The organism is Pseudomonas sp. AK106 (assembly GCF_053903055.1).
This window is the reverse complement of record NZ_CP096426.1, coordinates 2,185,599-2,210,653: the sequence shown is the minus strand read 5'-3', so window position 1 is coordinate 2,210,653 and position 25,055 is coordinate 2,185,599. Positions and strand designations below refer to the sequence as shown.

The following is a 25,055-nucleotide window of genomic DNA, read 5'->3' as shown; positions in this document are numbered from 1 at the left end:
ACGGCGGTTGGGCGAGACAGCAAGTTGACGCTACCAGCGCGCTGAAAATCACCCACAAAAAAGGGCGGATTCGTTAAAAACCGCCCTCTCGGGAAACCGGCCCATGGAAACGGGCCGGCATCTTACTCGATCTGTATCAGGTTGGAGCGTCCTCTTCGGACAGGAAGAACCAGGTCTCCAGTACGGAATCAGGATTGAGGGACACGCTTTCGATGCCCTGCTCCATCAACCAGCGCGCGAGATCCGGGTGATCGGACGGGCCCTGGCCGCAAATGCCGATGTACTTACCGGCCTTGTTACAAGCCTGAATGGCGTAGGACAGCAGCTTCTTGACCGCAGGATTACGCTCGTCAAACAGGTGCGCGATGATCCCGGAGTCACGGTCCAGCCCCAGGGTCAGCTGGGTCAGGTCGTTGGAGCCGATGGAGAAGCCGTCGAAGAATTCGAGGAATTCATCGGCCATCAGGGCGTTGGACGGCAGCTCGCACATCATGATCACGCGCAGACCGTTCTCGCCACGGGCCAGACCGTTTTCGGCGAGCAGATCGATGACCTGACTCGCTTCGCCCAGGGTGCGCACGAACGGCACCATGATTTCGACGTTGGTCAGGCCCATCTCGTTGCGCACACGCTTGAGGGCACGGCACTCCAGCTCGAAACAGTCGCGGAAGTTTTCGCTGATGTAACGGGACGCGCCACGGAAGCCCAGCATCGGGTTTTCTTCTTCCGGCTCGTAAAGCTTGCCGCCGATGAGGTTCGCGTATTCGTTGGACTTGAAGTCCGAGAGGCGCACGATGACTTTCTTCGGCGAGAACGCCGCCGCCAGGGTGCTGATGCCTTCCACCAGCTTCTCGACGTAGAAACCGACCGGATCGTCGTAACCGGCGATGCGTTTGTCGACGCTTTCCTTGATGTCCTGAGGCAGGTTGGCGTAGTTCAGCAGCGCCTTGGGGTGCACGCCGATCATGCGATTGATGATGAATTCCAGACGCGCCAGGCCGATGCCGGCGTTGGGCAACTGGGCGAAATCAAAGGCGCGATCGGGGTTGCCGACGTTCATCATGATTTTGAACGGCAGGTCAGGCATGGCGTCGACGGAGTTCTGCTTGATGTCGAAGCCCAGCTCGCCCTCGAAGATGTAACCGGTGTCGCCCTCGGCGCAGGACACGGTGACGCCCTGACCTTCTTGCAACAGCTCGGTGGCGTTGCCGCAACCCACTACTGCCGGAATGCCCAGCTCGCGGGCGATGATCGCGGCGTGGCAGGTGCGCCCGCCGCGATTGGTGACGATGGCGCTGGCGCGCTTCATCACCGGTTCCCAGTCCGGGTCGGTCATGTCGGAGACCAGTACGTCGCCGGGCTGGACCTTGTCCATCTCGGACACGTCCTTGATGATCCGCACCTTGCCGGCGCCGATGCGCTGGCCGATGGCGCGGCCTTCCACCAGAACGGTGCCCTTCTCTTTCAGCAGATAGCGTTCCATGACATTGGACGAGCTGCGGCTTTTCACGGTCTCGGGACGCGCCTGCACGATGTACAGCTTGCCGTCGTCGCCGTCTTTGGCCCACTCAATGTCCATCGGGCACTGATAGTGTTTTTCGATGATCATCGCCTGGCGTGCCAGGTTGCTGACTTCCTCGTCGCTGAGGCAGAAACGCGCGCGATCGGCCAGGTCGACTTCGATGGTCTTGACCGACTTGCCGGCCTTGGCTTCTTCGCCGTAGATCATCTTGATCGCCTTGCTACCCAGGTTGCGGCGCAGGATCGCCGGGCGACCGGCTTCAAGGGTGTTTTTGTGAACGTAGAATTCGTCCGGGTTGACCGCGCCCTGAACGACGGTCTCGCCCAGGCCGTAGGCACCGGTGATGAAGACGACACCGCGGAAACCGGATTCGGTGTCCAGGGTGAACATGACGCCTGCGGTGCCGGTTTCAGAACGCACCATGCGCTGCACGCCAGCGGACAGCGCCACCAGCTTGTGGTCGAAACCCTGATGCACGCGGTAGGAAATGGCGCGGTCGTTGAACAGCGACGCGAAGACTTCTTTGGCCGCGCGGATCACGTTTTCCACCCCACGGATGTTCAGGAAGGTTTCCTGCTGACCGGCGAAGGAGGCGTCCGGCAAATCTTCTGCGGTGGCGGAGGAGCGCACGGCAACGGCGATGTCCGGGTTGCCCGCCGACAGCGCGGCGAAAGCGGTACGGATTTCGGCGTTAAGCTGCTCGGGGAATTCAGCCTCCATGATCCACTGACGGATTTTCGCGCCGGTTCTGGCCAGCTCGTTGACGTCGTCAACGTCCAGAGCGTCGAGGGCCTGATGGATCTGATCGTTCAGGCCACTCTGCTCGAGGAAATCACGGTAGGCCTGAGCGGTAGTGGCAAAGCCACCGGGAACGGACACGCCTGCGCCCGCCAGGTTGCTGATCATCTCGCCGAGGGATGCGTTCTTGCCCCCCACGTGCTCAACATCATGTTTGCCGAGCTTATCGAGGGAAACTACGTACTCTACCAAGGTGATCTCTCCACTAACCGGTTATTGTTGGGAACGCTTTTGGTGCGGGAATCGCGGCGATTGAAAACAGGTAGAATGCGGCCAGTCATGGCCCGCAAGCCGGCCTATCATATCCACAAATTGTCTTCAGCTTAAGGCCCCGGGGCGCAAATGAAACGATCCGCTTTTTTCATCTCCGATGGCACCGGCATCACCGCCGAAACCCTTGGCCAGAGTCTGCTAGCGCAATTTGAAAACATTACATTCAACAAGTTCACGCGGCCCTATATCGACAGCGTCGAGAAGGCGCGGGCCATGGTGCAGCAAATCAACAAGGCCGCCGAGAAGGACGAAGCCCGTCCGATCATTTTCGACACCATCGTCAATCAGGACATCCGCGAGATTCTCGCGACCTCAGACGGCTTCATGATCGACATCTTCTCGACCTTCCTCGCCCCGCTGGAGCTGGAGCTTAGTTCACACTCTTCGTACTCGGTGGGGAAATCCCACTCGATCGGGCACAACTCCAACTACATGGAGCGGATCGAGGCAGTGAACTTTGCGCTGGACAACGACGACGGCGCCAGAACCCATTACTACGACAAGGCCGACATCATCCTGGTGGGGGTGTCGCGCTGCGGCAAAACCCCGACCTGCCTGTACATGGCCATGCAATTCGGCATCCGTGCGGCCAATTACCCGCTGACCGAAGACGACATGGAGCGCCTGCAGCTGCCCCCTGCGCTGAAACTGCACCGGGACAAGCTGTTTGGCCTGACCATCGACCCCGACCGCCTGACCGCGATCCGCCACGAACGCAAGCCCAACAGCCGCTACGCCAGCTACGCCCAGTGCGAGTTCGAAGTGCGCGAAGTCGAGGGCCTGTTCCGCCGCGAAAACATCCCGCACATCAATTCCACGCATTTTTCGGTGGAGGAAATCTCGGCGAAGGTGCTGGTGGAGAAAGGCGTGGAGCGGCGGTTTAAGTAGCTGCGCAGCGGCAAGTTTGAAGCTGCAAGCTGCAAGTTGGCCGGAGCAGGCCATGCGCTCCGGTCAGAAGCTGTTGCCCGGCACTCGCACCCATCCTTCCATCAAGACCCGCGCGCTGCGGCTCATGATGGCTTTTTTGACTTGCCAGTCGCCGTCGACCAACACGGCTTCAGCGCCGACACGCAGGGTTCCGGAAGGATGGCCGAAGCGCACTGCACTGCGCTCGCCGCCGCCCGCTGCCAGATTGACCAGCGTTCCGGGAATCGCGGCTGCCGTGCCGATGGCCACTGCTGCGGTGCCCATCATCGCGTGGTGCAGCTTGCCCATGGACATGGCGCGCACCAACAGATCGGTGTCTGCGGTGGTGACCCGTTTGCCGCTGGAAGACAGGTAGTCCGCAGGCGCGGCCACGAACGCTACTTTGGGCGTGTGCTGACGCGTCGCTGCCTCCTCGACCGTGCCGATCAGCCCCATGCGCAAGGCGCCATAGGCCCGGATCGTTTCGAACATGCTCAGGGCCTTCGGATCGCTGTTTATTGCGTCTTGCAATTCGCTGCCGGTGTAGCCGATGTCCCGGGCGTTGACGAAAATCGTCGGGATGCCGGCATTGATCATCGTCGCCTTGAAGGTTCCCACACCCGGCACTTCAAGCTCGTCCACCAGATGGCCGGTGGGGAACATCGAGCCGCCTGCGCCCTCCTCGTCTGCGGCAGGGTCCATGAATGCCAGCTGCACTTCCGCCGCCGGAAAGGTCACGCCGTCGAGCTCGAAATCGCCGGTTTCCTGCACCGCGCCGTCGGTCATCGGCACGTGGGCGATGATGGTTTTGCCGATGTTGGCCTGCCAGATGCGCACCACCGCCACGCCGTTCCGGGGAATGCGCGCCGGGTCAACCAGACCGTTGCTGATTGCGAACGGGCCGACTGCCGCTGACAGATTGCCGCAATTGCCGCTCCAGTCGACGAAGGGCTTATCGATGGCCACTTGACCAAACAGGTAATCGACGTCGTGATCGGCTTTCTCGCTCTTTGACAGGATCACCGTTTTGCTGGTGCTCGACGTCGCGCCGCCCATGCCATCGATCTGCTTGGCGTAGGGGTCGGGGCTGCCGATCACCCGCAACAGCAAGGCATCACGGGCCGCGCCGGGGGTTTGCGCGGCTTCAGGCAGGTCGTCCCGGAGGAAAAACACGCCCTTGCTGGTGCCGCCGCGCATATACGTCGCGGGAATCTTGATCTGTGCGGTGGAAGCCATGGAACTGTTCCTTCTGATTCTTTCTTATATAGAGAGCAGAGCGCGCGTATAGAGAGCAGAGCGCGCGCCAGCTCAGGCGACGGCCGAAGATTCGAGGAAGTCCTGGGCGAAGCGTTGCAGCACGCCCCCGGCTTCGTAGATCAACACCTCTTCACCCGTGTCGAGGCGGCAGATCACCGGCACCTCCACACGCTCGCCATTCTTGCGCTGGATGATCAGCGTCAGCGTTGCGCCCGGCGTACGCGCGCCGATCACGTCGAAGGTTTCACTGCCGTCGATACCCAGGGTCAGGCGATTGGTGCCCGGCTTGAACTCCAGCGGCAGCACGCCCATGCCCACCAGATTGGTGCGATGGATACGCTCGAAGCCCTCAGCGACGATGACTTCAACGCCCGCCAGACGCACGCCCTTGGCGGCCCAGTCCCGGGACGAACCCTGACCGTAATCGGCGCCGGCAATGATGATCAGCGGCTGCTTGCGCGCCATGTAAGTTTCGATGGCCTCCCACATCCGCGTGACCTGGCCTTCCGGCTCGATCCGCGCGTAGGAACCCTGCTTGACCTTGCCGTTTTCCACCACCATTTCATTGAACAGCTTGGGGTTGGCGAACGTGGCGCGCTGGGCCGTCAGGTGATCGCCGCGATGGGTGGCGTAGGAGTTGAAGTCCTCTTCCGGCAGGCCCATTTTCTCCAGGTATTCGCCAGCGGCGCTGTCGAGCATGATCGCGTTGGAGGGCGACAGATGATCGGTGGTGATGTTGTCCGGCAGCACCGCCAGCGGACGCATGCCCCTGAGGGTTCGTTCGCCGGCCAGGGCGCCTTCCCAATACGGCGGGCGACGAATGTAGGTGCTCATCGGGCGCCAGTCGTACAACGGCGCGACTTTCGGGCCGGTGTCTTCGTGGATGGCGAACATCGGGATGTACACCTGACGGAACTGCTCCGGCTTGACCGAGGCCTTCACCACCTGGTCGATCTCGGCGTCGCTCGGCCAGAGGTCTTTCAGGTGGATTTCTTCGCCGTTGGGGCCGAGGCCCAGCACGTCTTTCTCGATATCGAAGCGGATTGTTCCGGCGATGGCGTAGGCCACCACCAGCGGCGGCGAGGCGAGAAACGCCTGCTTGGCGTAAGGGTGAATGCGCCCGTCGAAGTTGCGGTTGCCCGACAACACCGCCGTGGCGTACAGGTCGCGGTCGATGATTTCCTGCTGGATCACGGGATCCAGCGCGCCGGACATGCCGTTGCAGGTGGTGCAGGCGAACGCGACGATGCCGAAACCCAACTGCTCCAGCTCGCCGGTCAGCCCCGCTTCGTCGAGATACAACGCGACGGTTTTCGATCCGGGCGCGAGGGACGACTTGACCCAGGGTTTGCGGGTCAGTCCCAGGCGATTGGCGTTGCGCGCCAGCAGGCCTGCAGCGATGACGTTGCGCGGGTTGCTGGTGTTGGTGCAACTGGTGATGGCGGCGATGATCACCGCGCCGTCGGGCATTTCGCCCGGGGTTTCCTGCCACGGCGCCGCAATGCCTTTGGCGGCCAGATCGGCCGTCGCTACACGTGCATGGGGGTTGGACGGCCCGGCTATGTTGCGCACCACGCTGGACAGGTCGAAACGCAGCACGCGCTCATACTCGGCCGTGACCAGGCTGTCGGCCCAGAGCCCGGTGTGGCGGGCGAAGGTCTCGACCAGCTGCACTTGCTGGTCTTCGCGGCCGGTCAGCCTGAGGTAGTCAATGGTCTGTTGATCGATGCTGAACATGGCGGCGGTGGCGCCGTATTCGGGGGCCATGTTCGAGATGGTCGCGCGGTCGCCGAGGGTCAGCGCGCGGGCGCCCTCGCCGTAGAACTCCAGGTACGCGCCGACGACCTTTTGCTGACGCAGGTATTCGGTGAGCGCCAGCACCACGTCGGTGGCGGTAATGCCTGGCTGCGGACGGCCCGACAGTTCGACGCCGATGATGTCCGGCAGGCGCATCCACGAGGCGCGGCCGAGCATGACGTTCTCGGCTTCCAGGCCGCCGACGCCGATGGCGATGACGCCCAGCGCATCAACGTGAGGGGTGTGGCTGTCGGTGCCGACCAGCGTGTCCGGGAAGGCGACGCCGTTCAGCGTCTGGATCACCGGTGACATCCGCTCCAGATTGATCTGATGCATGATGCCGTTGCCCGGCGGGATCACTTCGACGTTCTTGAAGGCCTGCTTGGTCCAGTTGATGAAGTGGAAACGGTCTTCGTTGCGACGGTCTTCAATCGCCCGGTTCTTGCTGAAGGCATCCGGGTCGTAGCCCCCGCATTCGACCGCCAGCGAGTGGTCGACGATCAACTGCACGGGCACCACGGGATTGACCTGCGCGGGGTCGCCTCCCATGTCGGCGATGGCGTCGCGCAAGCCGGCCAGGTCAACCAGCGCGGTCTGGCCGAGGATGTCGTGGCAGACCACGCGCGCGGGAAACCATGGGAAATCGAGGTCGCGCTTGCGTTCGATCAGTTGTGTGAGCGAGGCCGTCAGCGTCGTCGGATGGCAACGGCGCACCAGGTTTTCGGCGAGCACGCGGGAGGTGTACGGCAGCGTGGCGTAGGCGCCGGGCTTGATCGCATCGACCGCCGCCTGGGCGTCGAAATAATCCAGCGCAGTGCCGGGCAGCGATTTGCGGTATTCAGTGTTCATCGTAAGGACTCGATCACGGAAAAGTTACGGGTGGAGAGCCCCGTGGAACTCTCCTTTGCCCATCAGCGCTGTTCGATAGGCACGAATTTGCGCTGTTCGACGCCGATGTATTCGGCGCTCGGTCGGATGATGCGGTTGTTGGCGCGCTGTTCGAACACGTGAGAGGCCCATCCGGTCAGGCGCGAGCAGACGAAGATCGGGGTGAACAGCTGGGTCGGGATGCCCATGAAGTGGTACGCCGAGGCGTGGTAGAAGTCAGCGTTGGGGAACAGCTTCTTTTGCTCCCACATGGTCTTGTCGATGGCTTCGGAAACCGGAAAGAGCACCGTGTCGCCCACCTCCTCCGCGAGCTTTTTCGACCAGCCCTTGATCACCTCGTTACGCGGGTCGTTGTCCTTATAGATCGCGTGGCCGAAGCCCATGATCTTGTCCTTGCGTTCGAGCATCGCCAAAGTGCCCTTCGTCGCTTCTTCGGCGGAGGCGAATTTCTGAATCATCTCCATCGCCGCTTCATTGGCGCCGCCGTGCAAAGGCCCGCGCAGGGTGCCGATGGCCGCGGTGATGCAGGAAAACAGGTCGGACAGGGTCGATGCGCAAACTCGCGCGGTAAAGGTTGAGGCGTTGAATTCGTGCTCGGCGTAGAGAATCAGCGACACGTCCATGACCTTGCGGTGCAGTTCGCTCGGCGCCTTGTCCAGCAGCAGCTTCAGGAAGTGCCCGGCGATCGACACCTCGTCAGTGACGCAGTCGATGCGCTTGCCCTCGTGGCTGAAGCGGTACCAGTAGCACATGATCGCCGGGAACGCGGCCAGCAGCCGGTCGGTGGAATCGAGCTGCTGGGCGAAGCTGGCTTCGGGCTTGAGATTGCCGAGCATCGAGCAGCCGGTGCGCATCACGTCCATGGGGTGGGTGTCGGCGGGAATGCGCTCCAGCACTTCTTTCAGCGCCTGGGGCAGGTCGCGCAGGCCCTGGAGTTTCTTCAGGTAGCCGTCGAGTTGCGCCTGGGTCGGCAGATCGCCGTGCAGCAGCAGGTACGCGACTTCTTCGAATCGGGCGTCGGCGGCGAGTTCACGCACGTCGTAGCCGCGGTAGGTCAATCCGGCGCCGGCCTGGCCGACGGTGGACAACGCGGTCTGCCCGGCCACCTGGCCTCGCAGGCCTGCGCCGCTCAATACTTTTGCTTCAGCCATTGCTGTCTCCAGTCTTGTAGTTGTGTGGGAATCGGCAATTCGTTTGCGGCTTTTCTACGATTTCTTCTGCGCAAACAGCGCATCAAGCTTCTGCTCGAACGCGTGGTAGTCAATGCGCTCGTACAACTCCATCCGCGTTTGCATGGTGTCGATGACGTTCTTCTGGGTGCCGTCGCGACGAATCGCCGTGTAGACGTTTTCCGCTGCTTTGTTCATTGCCCGGAACGCCGACAGCGGGTAGAGCACCAACGCCACTTCAGCGGACTTCAGCTCGTCGGTGGTGAACAGCGGCGTCGAGCCGAATTCGGTGATGTTGGCGAGGATGGGCGCCTTCACCCGGGAGGCAAACAGCTTGTACATCTCAAGCTCGGTGATCGCTTCCGGGAAGACCATGTCCGCACCCGCTTCGATGCACGCTGCGGCGCGGTCCAGTGCCGATTCCAGCCCTTCCACCGCCAGCGCATCGGTGCGCGCCATGATCACGAAACTGTCGTCGGTTCGCGCATCCACCGCCGCCTTGATGCGATCGACCATCTCCTGCTGCGAGACGATTTCCTTGCCGGGCCGGTGACCGCAGCGCTTGGCGCCGACCTGGTCTTCGATGTGCATCGCCGCCGCGCCGAACTTGATCATCGACTTGACCGTGCGCGCCACGTTGAACGCCGAGGCACCGAAACCGGTGTCGACGTCCACCAGCAGCGGCAGGTCGCAGACGTCGGTGATGCGGCGCACGTCGGTGAGGACGTCGTCCAGGCCGGTAATGCCGAGGTCCGGCACCCCCAGCGAACCCGCCGCCACACCGCCGCCGGACAGGTAAATCGCCTTGAAGCCGGCCCGTTGCGCCAGCAGCGCATGGTTGGCGTTGATCGTGCCGACCACTTGCAGCGGATGTTCACTGGCGACAGCGTCACGGAAGCGTTGGCCGGGAGTGGTGCTTGTGGTCATTGTTCACCTCGGGCAGTGGCAGCGTGAAAGCGCTGCTCAATATTGCGTTTGGACGCGGCAATGTGTCGGCGCATCAACAGCTCGGCCAGCTCACCGTCACGTTCGGCGATGGCATCGAGAATACGGTGGTGCTCGGCGAACGCCTGGCGCGGACGATTGGGCGTCGTCGAGAACTGGATGCGGTACATGCGCACCAGTTGGTAGAGGTCATCGCAGAGCATCTGGGTCAGCGTGCTGTTACGCGCGCCCTGAATGATCCGGTAATGAAAGTCGAAGTCGCCTTCCTGCTGGTAATAGCCGACGCCGGCCTGAAAGGCGCTGTCACGCTCATGGGTTTCCAGCACGCGGCGCAGTTCGTCGACCTTTTCAACGGTCATGCGCTCGGCGGCGAGGCGACAGGCCATGCCTTCAAGGGATTCGCGGATTTCATAGAGCTCGACCAGCTCGGCATGGCTCAGGGAAACCACGCGAGCGCCGACGTGGGGAACGCGCACCAACAGGCGCTGGCCTTCCAGCCGGTGGATGGCCTCGCGCAATGGCCCACGGCTGATGCCGTAGGTGCGCGCCAGCTCGGGCTCGGAGATCTTGCTGCCGGGGGCGATGTCGCCCTTGACGATGGCCGCCTGTATGCGGCGAAAGACGTTCTCGGACAGCGTCTCGGCATCGACCGGCGAAGCAGGGAGAATGTCTGCGGCATCCGACATTGTTGACACCTGAAGAGTGAATGCCAGTAAATCTAGCGAAACACGGCTATTACGTCAAAGCTAAATGGTTGATTGTCGACAATCGTCTAATGGCGACACGTTCTGGCGAAGTGTCTGACGGCACCTGTCCGCGCCGCCCCTCGGTCGCGCCACAAAAGCTTCATGCTAGAATGCAGGCCGCTCCAGCCCCCAAGGGGCAGCAAGCGGCTTTCGCAGGATCGGCACCCTTGGTCAAACCAAAACCCGATTTCGGCGTCAAAGCAGCTCTTTCACTTTTCATCGCGCCTGGACTTATGAGCCGCCACCCTCTTCTCTTCCTCTTATCCCTGTACCTGCCGGGCCTATTTCTGCCCGGGTTTTTTCTCCCCAGTCTGGCCTTAGCCGCTGAAAAGACCGTCTATGGCCTGAACGAATACGCGGAGCTTGCCGACATCGACCTGCAGGTTGCCGCCAAACTGGACACCGGCGCCAAAACCGCCTCCCTGAGCGCTCGAGACATCAAACGCTTCAAGCGCAATGGCGAATCCTGGGTGCGTTTTTACCTGGCCATCGACGATGCCCACGAACACCCCATCGAACGTCCCCTGGCCCGGGTCAGCAAGATCAAGCGCCGCGCCGGCGACATCGACGCCGATGACGACAAGAAGTACACCGCCCGCCCGGTCATCAGCCTGGATGTCTGCATGGGCGGGGCGCTGCGCACCATAGAAGTGAACTTGACCGACCGCAGCGCATTCCAATACCCGCTTTTGATTGGCTCCGAAGCCCTCAAGCACTTCGATGCGCTGGTTGATCCAAGCCTGAAATACGCAGCCGGCAAGCCTGCCTGCGTCACCGATGCTCAAACCGCAGAGTAACGACATGCGCTCTCTTACCCTCCATCTGAAAATCCTGATCGCGACCCTCGTCACGCTGGGCATCGCGATCACGGCTTACCAGATATTGGTGCTCGGCATTCCGGTGACCGAAGACGAAACCGACGATCTGTGGAACATCGACGCCAAGGTCGAGTTCGTCGCCAACCCCAAGGACACGGTCAAGGTGCAGATGTACGTGCCACCACTGTCCCGGGATTACATCAGCCTCAATGAAAGCTTCATCTCCAACAACTACGGCGTGAACGTCAATCGTGCCGACGGCAACCGCAAGGTCACCTGGTCCGCGCGCCGGGCCAACGGCAATCAGACGTTGTACTACCGGCTGGTGTTGACCAAGCGCTACAGCGGCGAGAAAGCCAAGATCAAAGGGCCGATCTTCCGCGACAGCATCGTTGTGGAAGGCCCGGAAAAAATCGCCGCCGACGCGCTGCTTGCGCCGATCCGGCAACATTCCGCCGACGTCGAAACCTTCGTCAGCGAAGCCATCAAGCGTGTCAACAATCTGAGCGACGACAACGTCAAGCTGCTGCTGGCCGGCGACACGTCGGTGCAGAACAAGGCGCGGATCACTGAAACCCTGCTGTCCATTGCCCACGTGCCGGTGGAGAAAGCCCATACCATTCGCCTGGTCGCCGATCAGCCGCAGTCACCCGAACTGTGGCTGCGCAGCTTCAATGGCAAGGACTGGCTGTATTTCAATCCGGAAACCGGTGAAGCGGGCCTGCCCCAGGACCGCCTGCTGTGGTGGATCGGCAACGACAACCTGATCTCCGTGGAGGGTGGCAAAAAAGCCACCGTGAGTTTCAGCCTGAACAACAGCGAGATGAACGCGATTCGTCTGGCCAAGCTGACCGATGAAAGCACCGACGCCGACTTCCTCGAATACTCGCTGTACAGCCTGCCGCTGCAAACCCAGCAGACCTTCATGATCATGGTGATGATCCCGATCGGCGTGCTGGTGATCCTGATCCTGCGCAACCTCGTAGGCCTGCAGACGCTGGGGACCTTCACCCCGGTGCTGATCGCGCTGGCGTTCCGCGAGACCCAGCTGGGCTTTGGCATCGTGCTGTTCACCATCATCACGGCGCTGGGCCTGTCCCTGCGCTCGTACCTCGAACACCTGAAGCTGCAAATGCTGCCGAGGCTGTCGGTGGTGCTGACCTTCGTCGTGGTGCTGATTGCCGCCATCAGCCTGTTCAGTCACAAGCTGGGCCTTGAGCGCGGGTTGTCGGTCGCGCTGTTCCCGATGGTGATTCTGACCATGACCATCGAACGCCTGTCGATCACCTGGGAAGAACGCGGCGGCGGCCATGCGATGAAGGTCGCCATTGGCACGCTGTTCGCGGCTTCCCTGGCGCACATCATCATGAGCATCCCGGAGTTCATCTACTTCGTGTTCACCTTCCCGGCCATCCTGCTGATCCTGGTGGGTTTCATGCTGGCGATGGGGCGTTATCGCGGTTATCGGCTGACCGAACTGGTCCGCTTCAAGGCCTTCCTCAAGGAAGACGCCGAGCGGGAAACCCATAAATGATCGGCTGGTGGAAAACCTGGAAGGCGCTGGAAGCCAAGGGGATCATGGGCATCAACCGGCGTAACGCCGACTACGTGCTCAAGTACAACAAGCGCAGCCTCTACCCCATCGTCGATGACAAGATCATCACCAAGGAGCGGGCGATCGCGGCGGGCATTCACGTGCCCGAGATGTACGGGATCATTTCCACCGAGAAGGAAATCGACAAGCTCGACACGATCATCGGCGGGCGCAGCGATTTCGTCATCAAGCCGGCCAAGGGTGCAGGCGGCGACGGCATTCTGGTCATCGCCGACCGATTCGAAGAGCGTTTCCGCACGATTTCCGGGCGCATCATCAGCCACGACGAAATCGAGCATCAGATTTCCAGCATTCTCACCGGGCTGTATTCCCTGGGCGGCCATCGCGATCGCGCGCTGATCGAATACCGGGTTACGCCAGACCAGATTTTCAAGAGCATCAGTTACGAGGGCGTCCCGGACATCCGCGTGATCGTGCTGATGGGTTACCCGGTGATGGCGATGCTGCGCCTGCCCACCCGGCAGTCCGGCGGCAAGGCCAACCTGCACCAGGGCGCCATCGGTGTCGGCGTCGATCTGGCGACCGGCCTGACGCTGCGCGGCACTTGGCTGAACAACATCATCAGCAAGCACCCCGACACCACCAATGCGGTGGATGGCGTGCAACTGCCGAACTGGGACGGTTTCATGAAGCTCGCGGCAGAGTGCTACGAGCTGTGCGGCCTGGGTTATATCGGCGTCGACATGGTGCTGGACCAGGATCGCGGGCCGCTGATTCTGGAGCTGAATGCGCGGCCGGGGCTGAACATCCAGATTGCCAATGACTGCGGGCTGACTCACCGGACCGTGGCGGTTGAAAAGCGGCTTGAAGAGCTGGCGGCGGACGGTGTTCAGGAGAGCCCGGAAGAGCGGGTCAAGTTTGCCCAGGGGTTGTTTGGGCACGTTTGAGTTATGTCGATTGATCAGGGTGGTCGGTGTTCGCCGATAAACTGATGGGGGATCACACCGGCCCCTTCCCGGCTGAAGCCGGTCCTACTAGGCACCGCACACATTCGTAGGACCGGCTTTAGCCGGGAAGGCGTCAGGCGGCACACCGCAAAATTCAGCCCAATATTCCCGCCCACAACCTCCTGCCAAATGAAGATTCACCCCATGCGGCATCCCGTCCCTAGAGAACATTCGCCCATCGCTGTATAGTTTTTTACATACCGAAACAATGAGCAACAGATGTCCCCTCCCAAGCTGTATTCCCCTCTGTTGCTCAGCCTCTTGGCATTGATCGTGACGGCAGCCTGCGCGCTGTTATTGGGTCGCTATCACATCTCAATCCACGAACTCAGCACGTTCATCGCAACGATGCTCGGCCTTAGCGACATGCCCGCCCAGCGCTATGACCTGCTTCACAGCCTGATCATCGAGGCGCGCCTGCCTCGGGTTATCGCAGCGGTTCTAGTGGGCGCCGGGCTTTCCGTCTCGGGCGCGGCGTATCAGGGCGTGTTCCGCAATCCGCTGGTGTCGCCGGGTTTGCTGGGGGTGTTGAGCGGTTGTGCGTTCGGCGCTGCGCTGGGGATCATCTGGCACCTGCCGCCTTTGGCCATTGCGCTGGTCGCCTGCATGACCGGGCTGATCGCCGTGCCGGTCGGTCTGGGCATCGCGCACATGTTCCACACCCCGTCGATCTTGCTGCTGGTGCTCGGCGGCATTGTCGCGAACGCCCTCTTCACCTCGCTGCTGTCCATCGCCCAATACATGGCCGATCCGGTGGATCAATTGCCGAGCATCGTCTATTGGCTGCTCGGCAGCCTCAGCGCCGTGGATGCTCAAGCACTGTGGATCATCGGCCCGATTCTGGCCGTGGCGATTGTGCTGTTGTGCCTGACGGGCCGCGCCATCGATGCGCTGTCCCTGAGTGATGACGAGGCCCTGAGCCTGGGCGTGCCGGTAGAGCAGATCCGTGGCGGCCTGATCGTGCTGACCACGCTGATCTGCGCACTCACTGTGAGTCTGGCGGGGATGGTCGGCTGGATCGGCTTGTTGATTCCGCATCTGGCGCGGCTGCTGGTCGGCCCCGGCAATGCGCGCTTGCTGCCCCTCAGCGCCTGCCTGGGCGGGATCTTCCTGCTGGCGGCCGACGGCGTCGCTCGCAGCGTGTCGGCGGGAGAGATCCCCCTCGGCATCATCACCGAACTGTTCGGCGCGATCGCCTTTGTGCTGGTGCTGCATCGCGTGCGCAAGGGTTGGCTATGAAGCGCTTGCAGGCCCGTCAACTGAGCTATCGAATCGGCGACCGCGTGATCCTCGATAACGTCTCGCTGGACATCGCTGCTGGCGACAACATCGCCCTCCTGGGGGCCAACGGCGCCGGAAAAAGCACCTTGATGAAACTGCTGCTGGGGTTGCTGACACCCCACGCCGGCGAGGTGCTGCTCGACGGCCAACCGATGCGCTCGATGAAGCGCCGCGCCGTCGCCCGGCAAATCGCCTACGTACCCCAGAGCCATGTGCCGAGCTTTCCGTTCAGCGTCGCCCACATCGTTGGGCAGGGGCGATTGCCCAGCGTGGGCCTGGGCCATGCACCGAGCCGCGACGACAAGACCTCTGTGCAGCAGGCCCTGACCGACCTGGGCATCCTTCAGTTAAGTGAACGGCCGTACACCGAGCTGTCCGGCGGCGAGCGTCAGTTGGTGCTGATCGCCCGGGCCATGGTCCAGCGCGCCAATACTATCATTCTTGATGAGCCGGTCACCGGCCTCGACTACGGCCATCAGCTGCGCCTGCTGGCCTTGCTCAAGCGCCTCGCCGCCCAAGGCATCAGCATTTTGTCCAGCACCCATCGCCCTGAACACGCTCTTGCCTCGGCCAATCGCGTCCTGGTCCTGCACGACGGCCGACTCATCGCCGACGGCGCCCCCCACGACGTCATCGACAGCGCCCTCATGGCGCGTCTTTACCAGGTCGCCGTCGAGCAGATCGACAGCAGCGGCCACCGCTTTTTCATTCCTTGCTGAGTGTTTGCATGACCCGATCCCTTTCCACGCGCCTGGCCTTCGCGCCACTCTTGTTCGGCGGCTTCGCCCAGGTCACCCTGGCCCAAGAAATGACCCTCGCGCCGCTGGACATCAGTGCCGAACAGTCGATTGCCGATCAGGCGCGGGAGAAGTCGGCGACCCTCGGCCCAATGGGTGAGCGCAGGCTGCTGGACACGCCCTACTCCATCAGCGTGCTGTCGTCGGACCTGATCGACAGCCAGCAGCTCAAAAGCTTCAAGGACATCATCCGCTACATGCCCTCCGTGCAGGCCGACGGCGCCCGGCCGCAGACCCGGGGTCTACAGGGCAGCGTGGTGCAGAACAGCCGGCTGGACGGCCTCAATGTGGTGTCGACCACCGATTACCCGGCCGAGCAACTGGGCGGCGTCGAAGTGCTGAGCGGGCTGTCGGGGTCGCTGTATGGCCCGGCGAACCCGGCCGGCACCTTCAACCTGCTGTCGAAACGCCCGACCGATTTCACCCGCAATCGGGTGACCGTCGGCGTGGGCACCGGGCTGACCTGGCTCAAGGCCGCTGACCTGAGCGGCCCGTTCGACCCGGACGGCAACATCAAATACCGCCTGAACGTGGCCGACGAACAAGGCCACAGTTATGCCCCGGGCAGCACGTTGCGCCGGCAGCTGGTCAGCCTCGCCACGGATTTCCAGATCAGTGACGACAGCGTCATCGAGACCAACGTCAGCCACTACAACTATCTATCCAAGGGCCTGCCCGGCAAGTTCGCCGTCGCCTCGGGCGTGACGCTGCCTCACGCGCCGGACCCGACCCGCAGCAACCTCGGGCAAAATTATTCCGGCGACAACAACACCACGGACACCGCCAGCGCGCATTTCAAGCATGACTTCGACGGCAACTGGAAACTCGACATCGGCGCGCTGCGGCAGATCGCCGACCGCGAGTCCACCGCGGTCACCAACACGCTGATCAACAATGCCGGCACCTATCGCAGCTCGGTGGCAAGCGCGACCGCCAGCCGCTTCACCATCAACAGCTATCTGGCCAACCTCAACGGCAGCGTCTACACCGCCGGCATTCGCCACGACCTGACCGTCGGTGTCACCGGTTTCGACTGGGACAACTACAACCCCGTGAACGGCGGCACGAAGACCTTGGGCAGCGCCTCATTAAGCAATCCGGTCGACTTCGACGAGCCTGACTTCCCCGACTTCACCGATCGCTACCACTCGGCCAACGCCCGCCAGCGTTCCTTCGTACTGGGCGACACCCTGACCTTCACGCCGAAATGGAGCCTGATGCTCAGCGGCAGCCAGAGCCGCTTGACCGCCGATAATTATTCTCAAGCAGGCGTCCACACGTCATCCCAAGACTCGGGCATCAGCACGGCGACCAGCGTGATGTACAAGCCGGTGGACGACCTGACGCTGTACCTGACTTACGCCGACAGCCTGCAACAGGGTGACAGTGCGGCGGCCGGCAGCAGCAACGCCGGGGCGATCCTGTCGCCGTACCGCAGCCGCATGTGGGAGCTGGGCGGCAAATGGGTCGCGCGCGGGGTCAACCTGTCGCTGGCAGCATTTCAGATCAAACGCCCCTTCGCCTACACCCAGCCTGATAACGTCTATGCCGTGGCGGGTGATCAGCGCAATCGCGGGCTAGAATTCCTCGCCGACGGTGATTTGACTCAAAATCTCAAGCTGTTCGGCGGCATCACCTGGCTGGACCCGAAGCTGCTGTCCACCGGCAACGACAGCACGGAAGACACGCGCATCGTCGGGCTGTCGCGGATGACGGCCAGTCTGCTGACCGAATACCGCATCGATCAGGTGCCGGGCCTCACCGTCAACCTCAACGCCCGTTATGCCAGCGCGCGCCCCACCGATGACAGCAACGATCACTGGGTGGGCAGCTACAAGACCTTCGACGCCGGCGCCAGCTACAGCACCCGGTTGATGAAACGCGACACGGTCTACCGCCTCGAAGTCACCAACCTGGCCAACGAACGCTACTGGACCAACATCGTCCCCGGCGGGCTGAACGGCTACACCGGTGCCGGGCAAGCCAGCGCAACCCCGGCCGCGCCGCGCATGGTGCAGGCGTCGATTCAGGTGGACCTGTGAGGCGGCGGCAGGGCGGCATGCGCCATTTGCTAAAAGGCTTGCTGAGCGGTGTGCTGCTCGCCGGCCTGAGTGCCTGCGCCTTCGCTGATCTGGGTGACGCTGGGCAGAACATTCAGGCCAGTCTGCTGAAACCCGGACAGGTGCAGGACGATAGCGGCCAACGTGTCAGCCTTCCCTGCGAACCCGCGCGTATCGCTGACGCCTGGTACGCCCATCACGTGCTGCTGATGACGCTCGGGGCCGGCTCGCGCATCGTTGCGACGGTCAACCATCCCGAAAGCCAACCGTGGATGTTCAAGATCCTGCCAACGCTGAACCAGGCCACGGCCATCGAAGGCACGGCGTTCAATGCCGAAACCTTGCTCGCCGAGCACGTCGATCTGGTGTTTACCGCCCTCGGCGACCGTCAGGCCATCGCCTATCGACAGCTGGGCCTGCCGGTCATGCAGATGGGCTACACCGACCTGGCCGGGTTGAAACGCTCGATGCTCAACACCGCTCAAGCCCTTGGCGGCACAGAACCCGGCGTTCGGGCCATTGCTTACAACAGGTTTCTGGATCAGCAATTGGCAGCAGTCAATCGCGTGGTCGCGGGTATCCCGGCGGAGCAGCGGCCCAAAGTGCTGCACATCGCCTCGGTCAATCCGCTGAAAGTGGACGGCGCCGACACGCTGATCGACGACTGGATCAAGCTCGCCGGAGCCCGCAATGCCGCGACCGGACTCAAGGGCAATCTGCAGATCGTGTCGGCTGAGCAGTTGCTGGCCTGGCAGCCGGATGTCGTCATTCTCGCGGCGAACGCAGGCCGGCTGGACCAAGCAGCGCAACCGCAACTGCTGAACCAGCTTGAGGCCGTGCGCAACGGGCGCGTCCTGCGCAACCCGGCAGGGGTGTTCCCGTGGGATCGGTACGGCACCGAAGTCGCGCTTCAGGTGGCGTGGGCGGCGCAGCAGTTGCATCCCGCTTTGTTCCCGGACGTGGACATGGCGGCACAGACGACGGACTTCTACCGGCGCTTTTTCGATTACCCGCTGACGCCGGAGGAGGCCCAACGAATTTTGCACGGTGAGCCGCCAGCGACTGCGCCTTCCCCCTAGGACTCGCCCTTGGGGAAGACTACAATCGCCGTCCTCGCGCACTGACTGATCCACGCCTCGCATGCCAACTTGCTCTGTACACCCACTGCCCTATTACGCCGACCCCAGCGGTTACTTCGCCCACGTGCGCGGTGCCCCGGGCGCCGTGCTGCTGGACAGCGGTCGCCCGACTGCGGACCGTGGCCGCTTCGATCTGATCAGCGCCTGGCCGCTGGAAACCCTGCAGCCGGTGGCGGACGAATCCGGTCCGGGCTTTCTCCAGCGCCTGCGTGAATCACTGGCCCGGCTCGGTGAAGCTGATCTGCCCGAGCACTGCGCGCTGCCATTCGCCGGTGGGTTGATCGGTTACCTGGCGTATGACTTCGGCCGTCTGTTCGAGCCCCTGCCCGATCAGGCTACCGATGACCTGCAGCTGCCCGCCGCGCGGTTGGGCCTCTACGCCTGGGCGCTGATCAGCGATCACCACGACCACACCAGCCAGCTGGTCTTTCACCCCGCCCTTGATCACGCCGAACGCCAGCGTCTGATCGCGCTGTTCGAGCAACCCGTGGCGCAACCGGCACCATCGTTCACGCTGACAGCGCCCTTCGCGCCGGACATCAATGCCGAGCAGTACCGGCAGGCCATCGAGCGGATTCACGCCTACATTCAGGCCGGCGACTGCTATCAGGTCAATTTCGCCCAGCGCTTTCGTGCGCAGTACCTCGGTGATCCGTGGGCGGCGTATCAAGCACTGCGGGTGGCCTGCCCCACGCCGTTCGCCGGGTATCTGGCCCTGCCAGAGGGGGATGCGGTGTTGAGCCTGTCGCCGGAGCGGTTCGTCAAAGTCAGTCAGCGTCAGGTCGAGACCCGGCCGATCAAAGGCACGCGGCCGAGAGGGCGAGATGCCGTTGAGGACGCCGCGTTTGCTCAGGAATTGCTCGCCAGCGACAAAGACCGCGCCGAGAACCTGATGATCGTCGACCTGCTGCGCAACGATCTGGGGCGAACCTGCCGGATCGGTTCAGTGAAGGTGCCGGAGCTGTTCAGTCTCGAGAGCTATCCCAACGTGCATCACCTGGTCAGCGCCGTCACCGGCGAACTGGCCGATGACAAAGACGCGCTGGACCTGATTGGCGGCAGCTTTCCCGGCGGCTCGATCACCGGCGCGCCGAAGATCCGCGCGATGCAGATCATCGACGAACTGGAGCCCAACCGTCGGGCCTTGTATTGCGGCTCGTTGATGTACCTGGACGTGCGCGGCAGCATGGACAGCTCCATCGCCATCCGCAGTCTGCTGGCAAAAGACGGCCAGGTTGCGTGTTGGGGCGGCGGTGGGATCGTCGCTGATTCGCAGTGGGAGGCGGAATATCAGGAGACCTTCACCAAGGTGCGGGTGCTGATGGAGACGCTGGAGGGGATGTGATCGGGACGGTGAACCTGTCCGTTTCGGGTGGCAGCCTTTAGGTGATGTATGGCGGGGAATGCAACCCTGTGGGAGTGACCGGGGTGGCAACCCGACAGGTTTGCCGCCCGCCAAAGCACCCGTGCTCTCCTCGCTTTCAGCCAAACGGCCCGACGTTTTTTGTTACCATCTGCGCCATTACGAGCGCTTAAGCGCCAGCCCTGATCAGGAAGCCGCCCAGATGAACCACCCTTTCGACGTCGACGACATCGCCGCCACCTTCGCCAGCAAATCCCCGTCCGACATCCTCAAGTTTGCCTTCCAGCACTTCGGCGACGACCTGTGGATTTCCTTCAGTGGCGCGGAAGACGTGGTGCTGGTGGACATGGCCTGGAAAATCAACAAGAACGTCAAAGTGTTCAGCCTGGACACCGGCCGGCTGCACCCGGAGACCTATCGCTTCATCGATCAGGTCCGCGAGCAGTACAAAATCGACATCGACATCGTCAGCCCGGACCGCGAAAAGCTCGAGCCGATGGTCAAGGAAAAGGGCTTGTTCAGCTTCTACCGCGACGGCCATGGCGAGTGCTGCGGGATCCGCAAGATCGAGCCGTTGCGCCGCAAGCTGTCCGGCGTTACCTCCTGGGCCACCGGTCAGCGTCGCGACCAGAGCCCGAGCACGCGCAACAACGTGGCGGTGGTGGAAATCGACAGCGCGTTCTCGACCCCGGAACGCACGCTGTACAAATTCAACCCGCTGGCCCAGATGAGCAGCGCTGACGTGTGGAATTACATCCGCATGCTCGAACTGCCGTTCAACAGCCTGCACGAGCGCGGGTTCATCAGCATCGGCTGCGAACCCTGCACGCGCCCGGTCCTGCCGAATCAGCACGAACGCGAAGGCCGCTGGTGGTGGGAAGAAGCGACACAGAAGGAATGCGGGCTGCATGCGGGAAATATGATCGCGAAGTCCTGAGAGCAGATCGCAACCTTGTAGGAGTGAGCTTGCTCGCGATGACGGTCTGGCACGCGCCATTCAGCGTCTGACCCGACGCATCGCGAGCAAGCTCACTCCTACAGGTTTTGCGCACGCCGCCTCTCAGTGCTCGGGCAGTTCAACCCCGGCAAACAGCTCTTCCAGTTCCTGCTTATTGTGGCACTGAATGGCTTTGGCCATGACCTCGCGGGTCAGGTGCGGGGCGAACTTCTCGATGAAGTCGCACATGAAACCGCGCAGAAAGGTGCCGCGGCGGAAACCGATCTTGGTTACGCTGGCTTCGAACAATTCGCTGGCGTCGAGCACCACCAGATCGCTGTCCAGCTTGGGGTCGACGGCCATTTTCGCGACGATGCCGACGCCTAATCCCAATCTTACGTACGTCTTGATCACGTCAGCGTCGGCGGCGGTGAATACCACTTTCGGCGTCAGCCCACGGTGGCTGAATGCTTCGTCCAGCTTGGAGCGGCCGGTGAACCCGAACACGTACGTCACGATGGGGTATTCGGCGAGAATTTCCAGGGTCAGCTTCGGCACTTTGGTCAGCGGGTGGCCCTGGGGCACGACCACGCAGCGGTTCCAGGTATAGCACGGCATCATCACCAGATCGCCGAACAACTCCAGCGCTTCCGTGGCGATGGCGAAATCGACCGTGCCGTCGGCGGCCATTTCGGCGATCTGCATCGGTGAGCCCTGATGCATGTGCAGCGCGACGTCCGGGTACTGCTTGATGAAATTGCTGATCACCGGCGGCAACGCGTAACGCGCCTGGGTGTGGGTGGTGGCGATGGACAGCGTGCCCTTTTTCTCGTTGGAGAATTCCTGGGCAATCTGCTTGATGCTTTCGACTTTGCGCAGGATCTCGCCGGCGGTCGTGATAATGCGCTCGCCTGCCGGGGTGACGCGGGTCAGGTGCTTGCCGCTGCGGGCGAAGACCTCGACGCCCAACTCGTCTTCCAGCAGGCGGATCTGCTTGCTGATGCCCGGCTGCGAGGTGTAGAGGCTTTGCGCGGTCGCTGAAACGTTGAGGTCGTGGTGCGCCACTTCCCAGATGTAGCGCAGTTGTTGAAGCTTCATATGTATCCCTCAAAGCCGGAAGACGCCACGGGCATCAGCGACGGTATATAACTGGATTATTGGTCAGGAAGGCAAAGCTAGAACTTTTTATCACTTTTATCCGGTAATGGCACGCAGCTTTTGACGCCCTTGGCACATTCCCGGAATGCGATCACCTCGGTGTGTGCCTGTGCAGCATCGGCACCATGTACACCGGCACGTCGGACAGTTGCAGGACTCGCGCCGCCGTCCGGCCAATCGGCGTATCCCCCTCCCCGCCGTGGCTGCGACTGCCCACCACAAGCAGGTCGACGCTGAGCAGGCGCGCCTGATCGAGTATCACATTGGATGGATCGCCTTGGACCACGCGAACGCTGCGAATCAGGGCAAGGTCCTCATGCCCCTCCCCCAGTTCTTCACGAAAGCTGTCCATGACCCGCGCCTCAATGCCATCGATCACCGTGTTGACGCCCTCACTGTGCAGCTCTTTGAGCACGTCGGCGGCAAGATAACTCTGCAACACGGACTCGGCAAACAGGCCCATGGGCTCCACCACATGCACAACGTGCAGCTCGGCATCGAAGGTCCGTGCCAGCACCAGCGCGTGCTGCAGGGTATACGGCGCATAAGCACCGAGGTCCGTGGCGTAGAGCATCGAGCGGATCATGGGACCCCCGGACAGCCTTTGAAGTGAAGACTTAATCAGCGTAGCAGCGCGCCGCGCACTCAGGCGGCCCGACTGCTGCTTTTCGGTCTAACGCCTCAAGGTTTTAGCTCGTTGCTGATGCCGTGGGGCACATGCCCGGTCGCCACCACTTCCCGCGCGCGCTCACAGTGGCCCGGCTGATCGTCGAAGAACACGTCCGCCGCGAAAGCTTCCAGAAACGCCGATTTGTCCAGGCCGCCGAGGAACAGCGACTCATCCAGACGAATGTCCCACTCGCGCAGTGTGCGGATGACCCGCTCGTGAGCCGGCGCCGAGCGCGCGGTGACCAGCGCCGTGCGAATCGGGCAGGACTCTTCGGGGAATTCGCGCTGCAGGGCGTTCAATGCCGCGAGAAAGGGTTTGAACGGCCCGCCGGGCAAGGGCCGTCGCGCCGCTTCGCGCTCATTGGCCTGAAACGCCTCAAGCCCTCCGGACTGATACACGCGCTCGGACTCATCGGAAAACAGCACGGCGTCACCGTCGAAGGCGATGCGCAGCTCGGCACTGGCCGCGCGACGGGCGCCACCAGAGAGAATGGTCGCGGCGGCGAAGCCGGCGTCCAGCGCGCTGCGCACGTCTTCGGCGTGGGTGGACAGGAACAGATGACTGCCGAAAGCGGCCAGATACGGAAACGGACTGCGCCCGCCGACGAACGCCGCGCGGGAAATGTCGAGGCCGTAATGCTGAATCGAATTGAATACGCGCAAGCCGGTGTCGGCACTGTTGCGCGAGACCAGCACCACTTCCACCCGGGACTGGTTCAGGCTGGCGTTCAGGCTGAGCAGTTTTTCCACCAGCCGGAACGCATCACCGGGCTCAAGGATTTCGTCCTCGTGGTCGATCTGGTACTGGCGATAGGCAGCGACGCCGCTGGCCATATAAACGTCATGGCTTTCCCGCAAATCAAACAGCGCCCGCGAGGAAATCGCCAGCACCAGCTTGCTCCCCGGGGTTTTTACGTTCAGCTGAGTGCTCATCAGTTTTCCTTAAAGCGGGAGGTGGGCAAGCGCACGGCATTGGCCGTCAACGATTGCCGCGATCAATAAACGCCAGCGCGTGATACAGGGCGCGCACCTTGGGCATGTCGCAGCCGGCGGCCAGCGCAGCCGCAAGGGGCCGGGCGTAGATGGCGTCAAGTTCCAGCGGGCGTTTTTCGGTGAAGTCGTGGTACATGCTCGGCCGGTAATCCGGCATCTGGCCAGTGACCTTGAGCAATTGCTCGGCGTAGCCCTCCGGCAGCACGTGCCCGCACGCTTCGGCGCCCTGCACCACTTCCGCCATCAAGCCCTGGATCAGCGCGCGACTGTCGGCGTCAGCCATCAGCGGCGTGGTGCTGGCGTTGAGCAGCACGGAAAGCCCGTTGTAGGGCACGTTCCACACCAGTTTCTGCCAGCGTGCTTTGTCGAGGTTGTCCATCGCCACGGAGTCAATGCCCGCCTGGTGAAACAGCGAAGCGCTCTGCTCGACCCAGTGCCCGCGCGTTGCCAAATCGGCCGGCCCGCTGTGGTAGCCGATGTTCACGGCACCAAAGGCCTGATGGGTGATCTGCCCCGGCCCTGTGCGATGCACGCAGACAAAACACAGGCCGCCCAATAGATGAAGGGAATCGGGCAGCTCTTCGCGCAATTGGTCCTCAACGCCCAACCCGTTTTGCAGCAGCAACACCTTGGCGTCTGGCGCCGAGGCTTGGACGATAGCGTTGGCCACCCCGCCGTTGCCGGTGGTCTTGGCGGCGACCAGCAGCCAGTCGCAGGGCGGCATGTCGGCCGCTGAGGCGTAGGCCTGGACATTTTCCAGCACCAACGGGCCGTGCACCTGACTGTCCACGTGCAGGCCGTTGCGGGCGACGGCCTCGAATTCGCTGCGCAGCAGAAAGTGCACATCGAAGCCGGCCCGGGCCAGCATCACACCATAGAAGCCGCCGATCGCACCGGTGCCGATGATGCCGATCCGGGGTTTGACTGCGCTTTCGCTCGCTGCACTTTCGCTCGCTGCTCTTTCGCTCATGGAAACT

Annotated in this window: 20 protein-coding genes; 10 read left to right on the top strand and 10 right to left on the bottom strand. The window is 62.5% G+C overall.

All coding sequences use genetic code 11. The features are described 5' to 3' along the window. Window positions 1-136: 136 nt before the first annotated feature. Window positions 137-2,512, bottom strand: coding sequence for a phosphoenolpyruvate synthase (ppsA, locus tag M1E04_RS10005; RefSeq protein ID WP_456292872.1), 2,376 nt, complete (start codon window positions 2,510-2,512; stop codon window positions 137-139). 150 nt (window positions 2,513-2,662) lie between these two features. Here ppsA and ppsR point away from each other — a divergent pair, with 150 nt between their 5' ends. After that, window positions 2,663-3,481, top strand: a complete 819-nt coding sequence (gene ppsR, locus M1E04_RS10000) for a posphoenolpyruvate synthetase regulatory kinase/phosphorylase PpsR (protein ID WP_065988504.1) — start codon at window positions 2,663-2,665, stop codon at window positions 3,479-3,481. Between the two features lie 63 nt (window positions 3,482-3,544). Here the strand turns inward: ppsR and prpF are convergent, their stop codons facing one another. From prpF to M1E04_RS09975, 5 genes are all read right to left on the bottom strand, one after another. Beyond that, a complete protein-coding gene (gene prpF / locus M1E04_RS09995) occupies window positions 3,545-4,735 on the bottom strand; it encodes a 2-methylaconitate cis-trans isomerase PrpF (protein WP_456292871.1) in 1,191 nt (396 codons plus the stop codon). 72 nt (window positions 4,736-4,807) lie between these two features. Continuing rightward, complete coding sequence (gene acnD, locus M1E04_RS09990) at window positions 4,808-7,402, bottom strand: Fe/S-dependent 2-methylisocitrate dehydratase AcnD (protein WP_456292870.1); 2,595 nt, start codon at window positions 7,400-7,402, stop codon at window positions 4,808-4,810. A 62-nt stretch (window positions 7,403-7,464) separates the two neighbouring features. Next, on the bottom strand, window positions 7,465-8,592 hold the full coding sequence (gene prpC / locus M1E04_RS09985; protein ID WP_456292869.1) for a bifunctional 2-methylcitrate synthase/citrate synthase: 1,128 nt from the start codon (window positions 8,590-8,592) through the stop codon (window positions 7,465-7,467). A gap of 54 nt (window positions 8,593-8,646) precedes the next feature. Then, a complete protein-coding gene (prpB, locus tag M1E04_RS09980; RefSeq protein WP_192130233.1) occupies window positions 8,647-9,537 on the bottom strand; it encodes a methylisocitrate lyase in 891 nt (296 codons plus the stop codon). Further along, complete coding sequence (locus tag M1E04_RS09975; protein WP_456292868.1) at window positions 9,534-10,241, bottom strand: GntR family transcriptional regulator; 708 nt, start codon at window positions 10,239-10,241, stop codon at window positions 9,534-9,536. Before M1E04_RS09975 ends, prpB begins: the two co-directional genes overlap by 4 nt. A gap of 293 nt (window positions 10,242-10,534) precedes the next feature. Here M1E04_RS09975 and rloA point away from each other — a divergent pair, with 293 nt between their 5' ends. From rloA to M1E04_RS09930, 9 genes are all read left to right on the top strand, one after another. After that, entirely contained in the window at window positions 10,535-11,098 is a 564-nt protein-coding gene (rloA, locus tag M1E04_RS09970) for a retropepsin-like aspartic peptidase RloA (protein ID WP_296308985.1), read from the top strand. Window positions 11,099-11,102: 4 nt separating this feature from the next. Further along, on the top strand, window positions 11,103-12,653 hold the full coding sequence (gene rloB, locus M1E04_RS09965; protein ID WP_065988742.1) for an osmotic stress tolerance membrane protein RloB: 1,551 nt from the start codon (window positions 11,103-11,105) through the stop codon (window positions 12,651-12,653). Then, window positions 12,653-13,621 (top strand): alpha-L-glutamate ligase-like protein, encoded by a 969-nt coding sequence (locus M1E04_RS09960; protein ID WP_167355790.1) that lies wholly within the window; start codon window positions 12,653-12,655, stop codon window positions 13,619-13,621. The genes rloB and M1E04_RS09960 overlap by 1 nt, the downstream gene beginning before the upstream one ends. A 279-nt stretch (window positions 13,622-13,900) precedes the next feature. Further along, window positions 13,901-14,920 carry a FecCD family ABC transporter permease gene (locus tag M1E04_RS09955; RefSeq protein ID WP_456292867.1) on the top strand — a complete coding sequence of 340 codons (1,020 nt, stop codon included), beginning with the start codon at window positions 13,901-13,903 and terminating at the stop codon, window positions 14,918-14,920. Further along, window positions 14,917-15,681: an ABC transporter ATP-binding protein gene (locus M1E04_RS09950; protein ID WP_456292866.1), complete on the top strand. Its 765-nt coding sequence runs from the start codon at window positions 14,917-14,919 to the stop codon at window positions 15,679-15,681. The genes M1E04_RS09955 and M1E04_RS09950 overlap by 4 nt, the downstream gene beginning before the upstream one ends. A gap of 8 nt (window positions 15,682-15,689) precedes the next feature. Continuing rightward, on the top strand, window positions 15,690-17,801 hold the full coding sequence (locus M1E04_RS09945) for a TonB-dependent receptor (RefSeq protein WP_456292865.1): 2,112 nt from the start codon (window positions 15,690-15,692) through the stop codon (window positions 17,799-17,801). A 17-nt stretch (window positions 17,802-17,818) separates the two neighbouring features. Then, window positions 17,819-18,898 carry an ABC transporter substrate-binding protein gene (locus tag M1E04_RS09940; protein WP_455912851.1) on the top strand — a complete coding sequence of 360 codons (1,080 nt, stop codon included), beginning with the start codon at window positions 17,819-17,821 and terminating at the stop codon, window positions 18,896-18,898. Window positions 18,899-18,959: 61 nt separating this feature from the next. Then, a complete protein-coding gene (pabB, locus tag M1E04_RS09935) occupies window positions 18,960-20,303 on the top strand; it encodes an aminodeoxychorismate synthase component I (RefSeq protein ID WP_456292864.1) in 1,344 nt (447 codons plus the stop codon). Window positions 20,304-20,523: 220 nt separating this feature from the next. After that, window positions 20,524-21,258, top strand: a complete 735-nt coding sequence (locus tag M1E04_RS09930) for a phosphoadenylyl-sulfate reductase (protein ID WP_456292863.1) — start codon at window positions 20,524-20,526, stop codon at window positions 21,256-21,258. Window positions 21,259-21,381: 123 nt separating this feature from the next. Here M1E04_RS09930 and cysB read toward each other — a convergent pair whose 3' ends face one another. From cysB to M1E04_RS09910, 4 genes are all read right to left on the bottom strand, one after another. After that, window positions 21,382-22,356, bottom strand: a complete 975-nt coding sequence (cysB, locus tag M1E04_RS09925; protein WP_456292862.1) for an HTH-type transcriptional regulator CysB — start codon at window positions 22,354-22,356, stop codon at window positions 21,382-21,384. A 151-nt stretch (window positions 22,357-22,507) separates the two neighbouring features. Beyond that, window positions 22,508-23,002, bottom strand: a complete 495-nt coding sequence (locus M1E04_RS09920) for a universal stress protein (protein WP_065988517.1) — start codon at window positions 23,000-23,002, stop codon at window positions 22,508-22,510. Window positions 23,003-23,097: 95 nt separating this feature from the next. Further along, entirely contained in the window at window positions 23,098-24,018 is a 921-nt protein-coding gene (locus M1E04_RS09915; RefSeq protein ID WP_074892511.1) for a 5'-nucleotidase, read from the bottom strand. 46 nt (window positions 24,019-24,064) lie between these two features. After that, window positions 24,065-25,048 (bottom strand): putative 2-dehydropantoate 2-reductase, encoded by a 984-nt coding sequence (locus tag M1E04_RS09910; RefSeq protein WP_456292861.1) that lies wholly within the window; start codon window positions 25,046-25,048, stop codon window positions 24,065-24,067. Window positions 25,049-25,055: the final 7 nt, after the last annotated feature.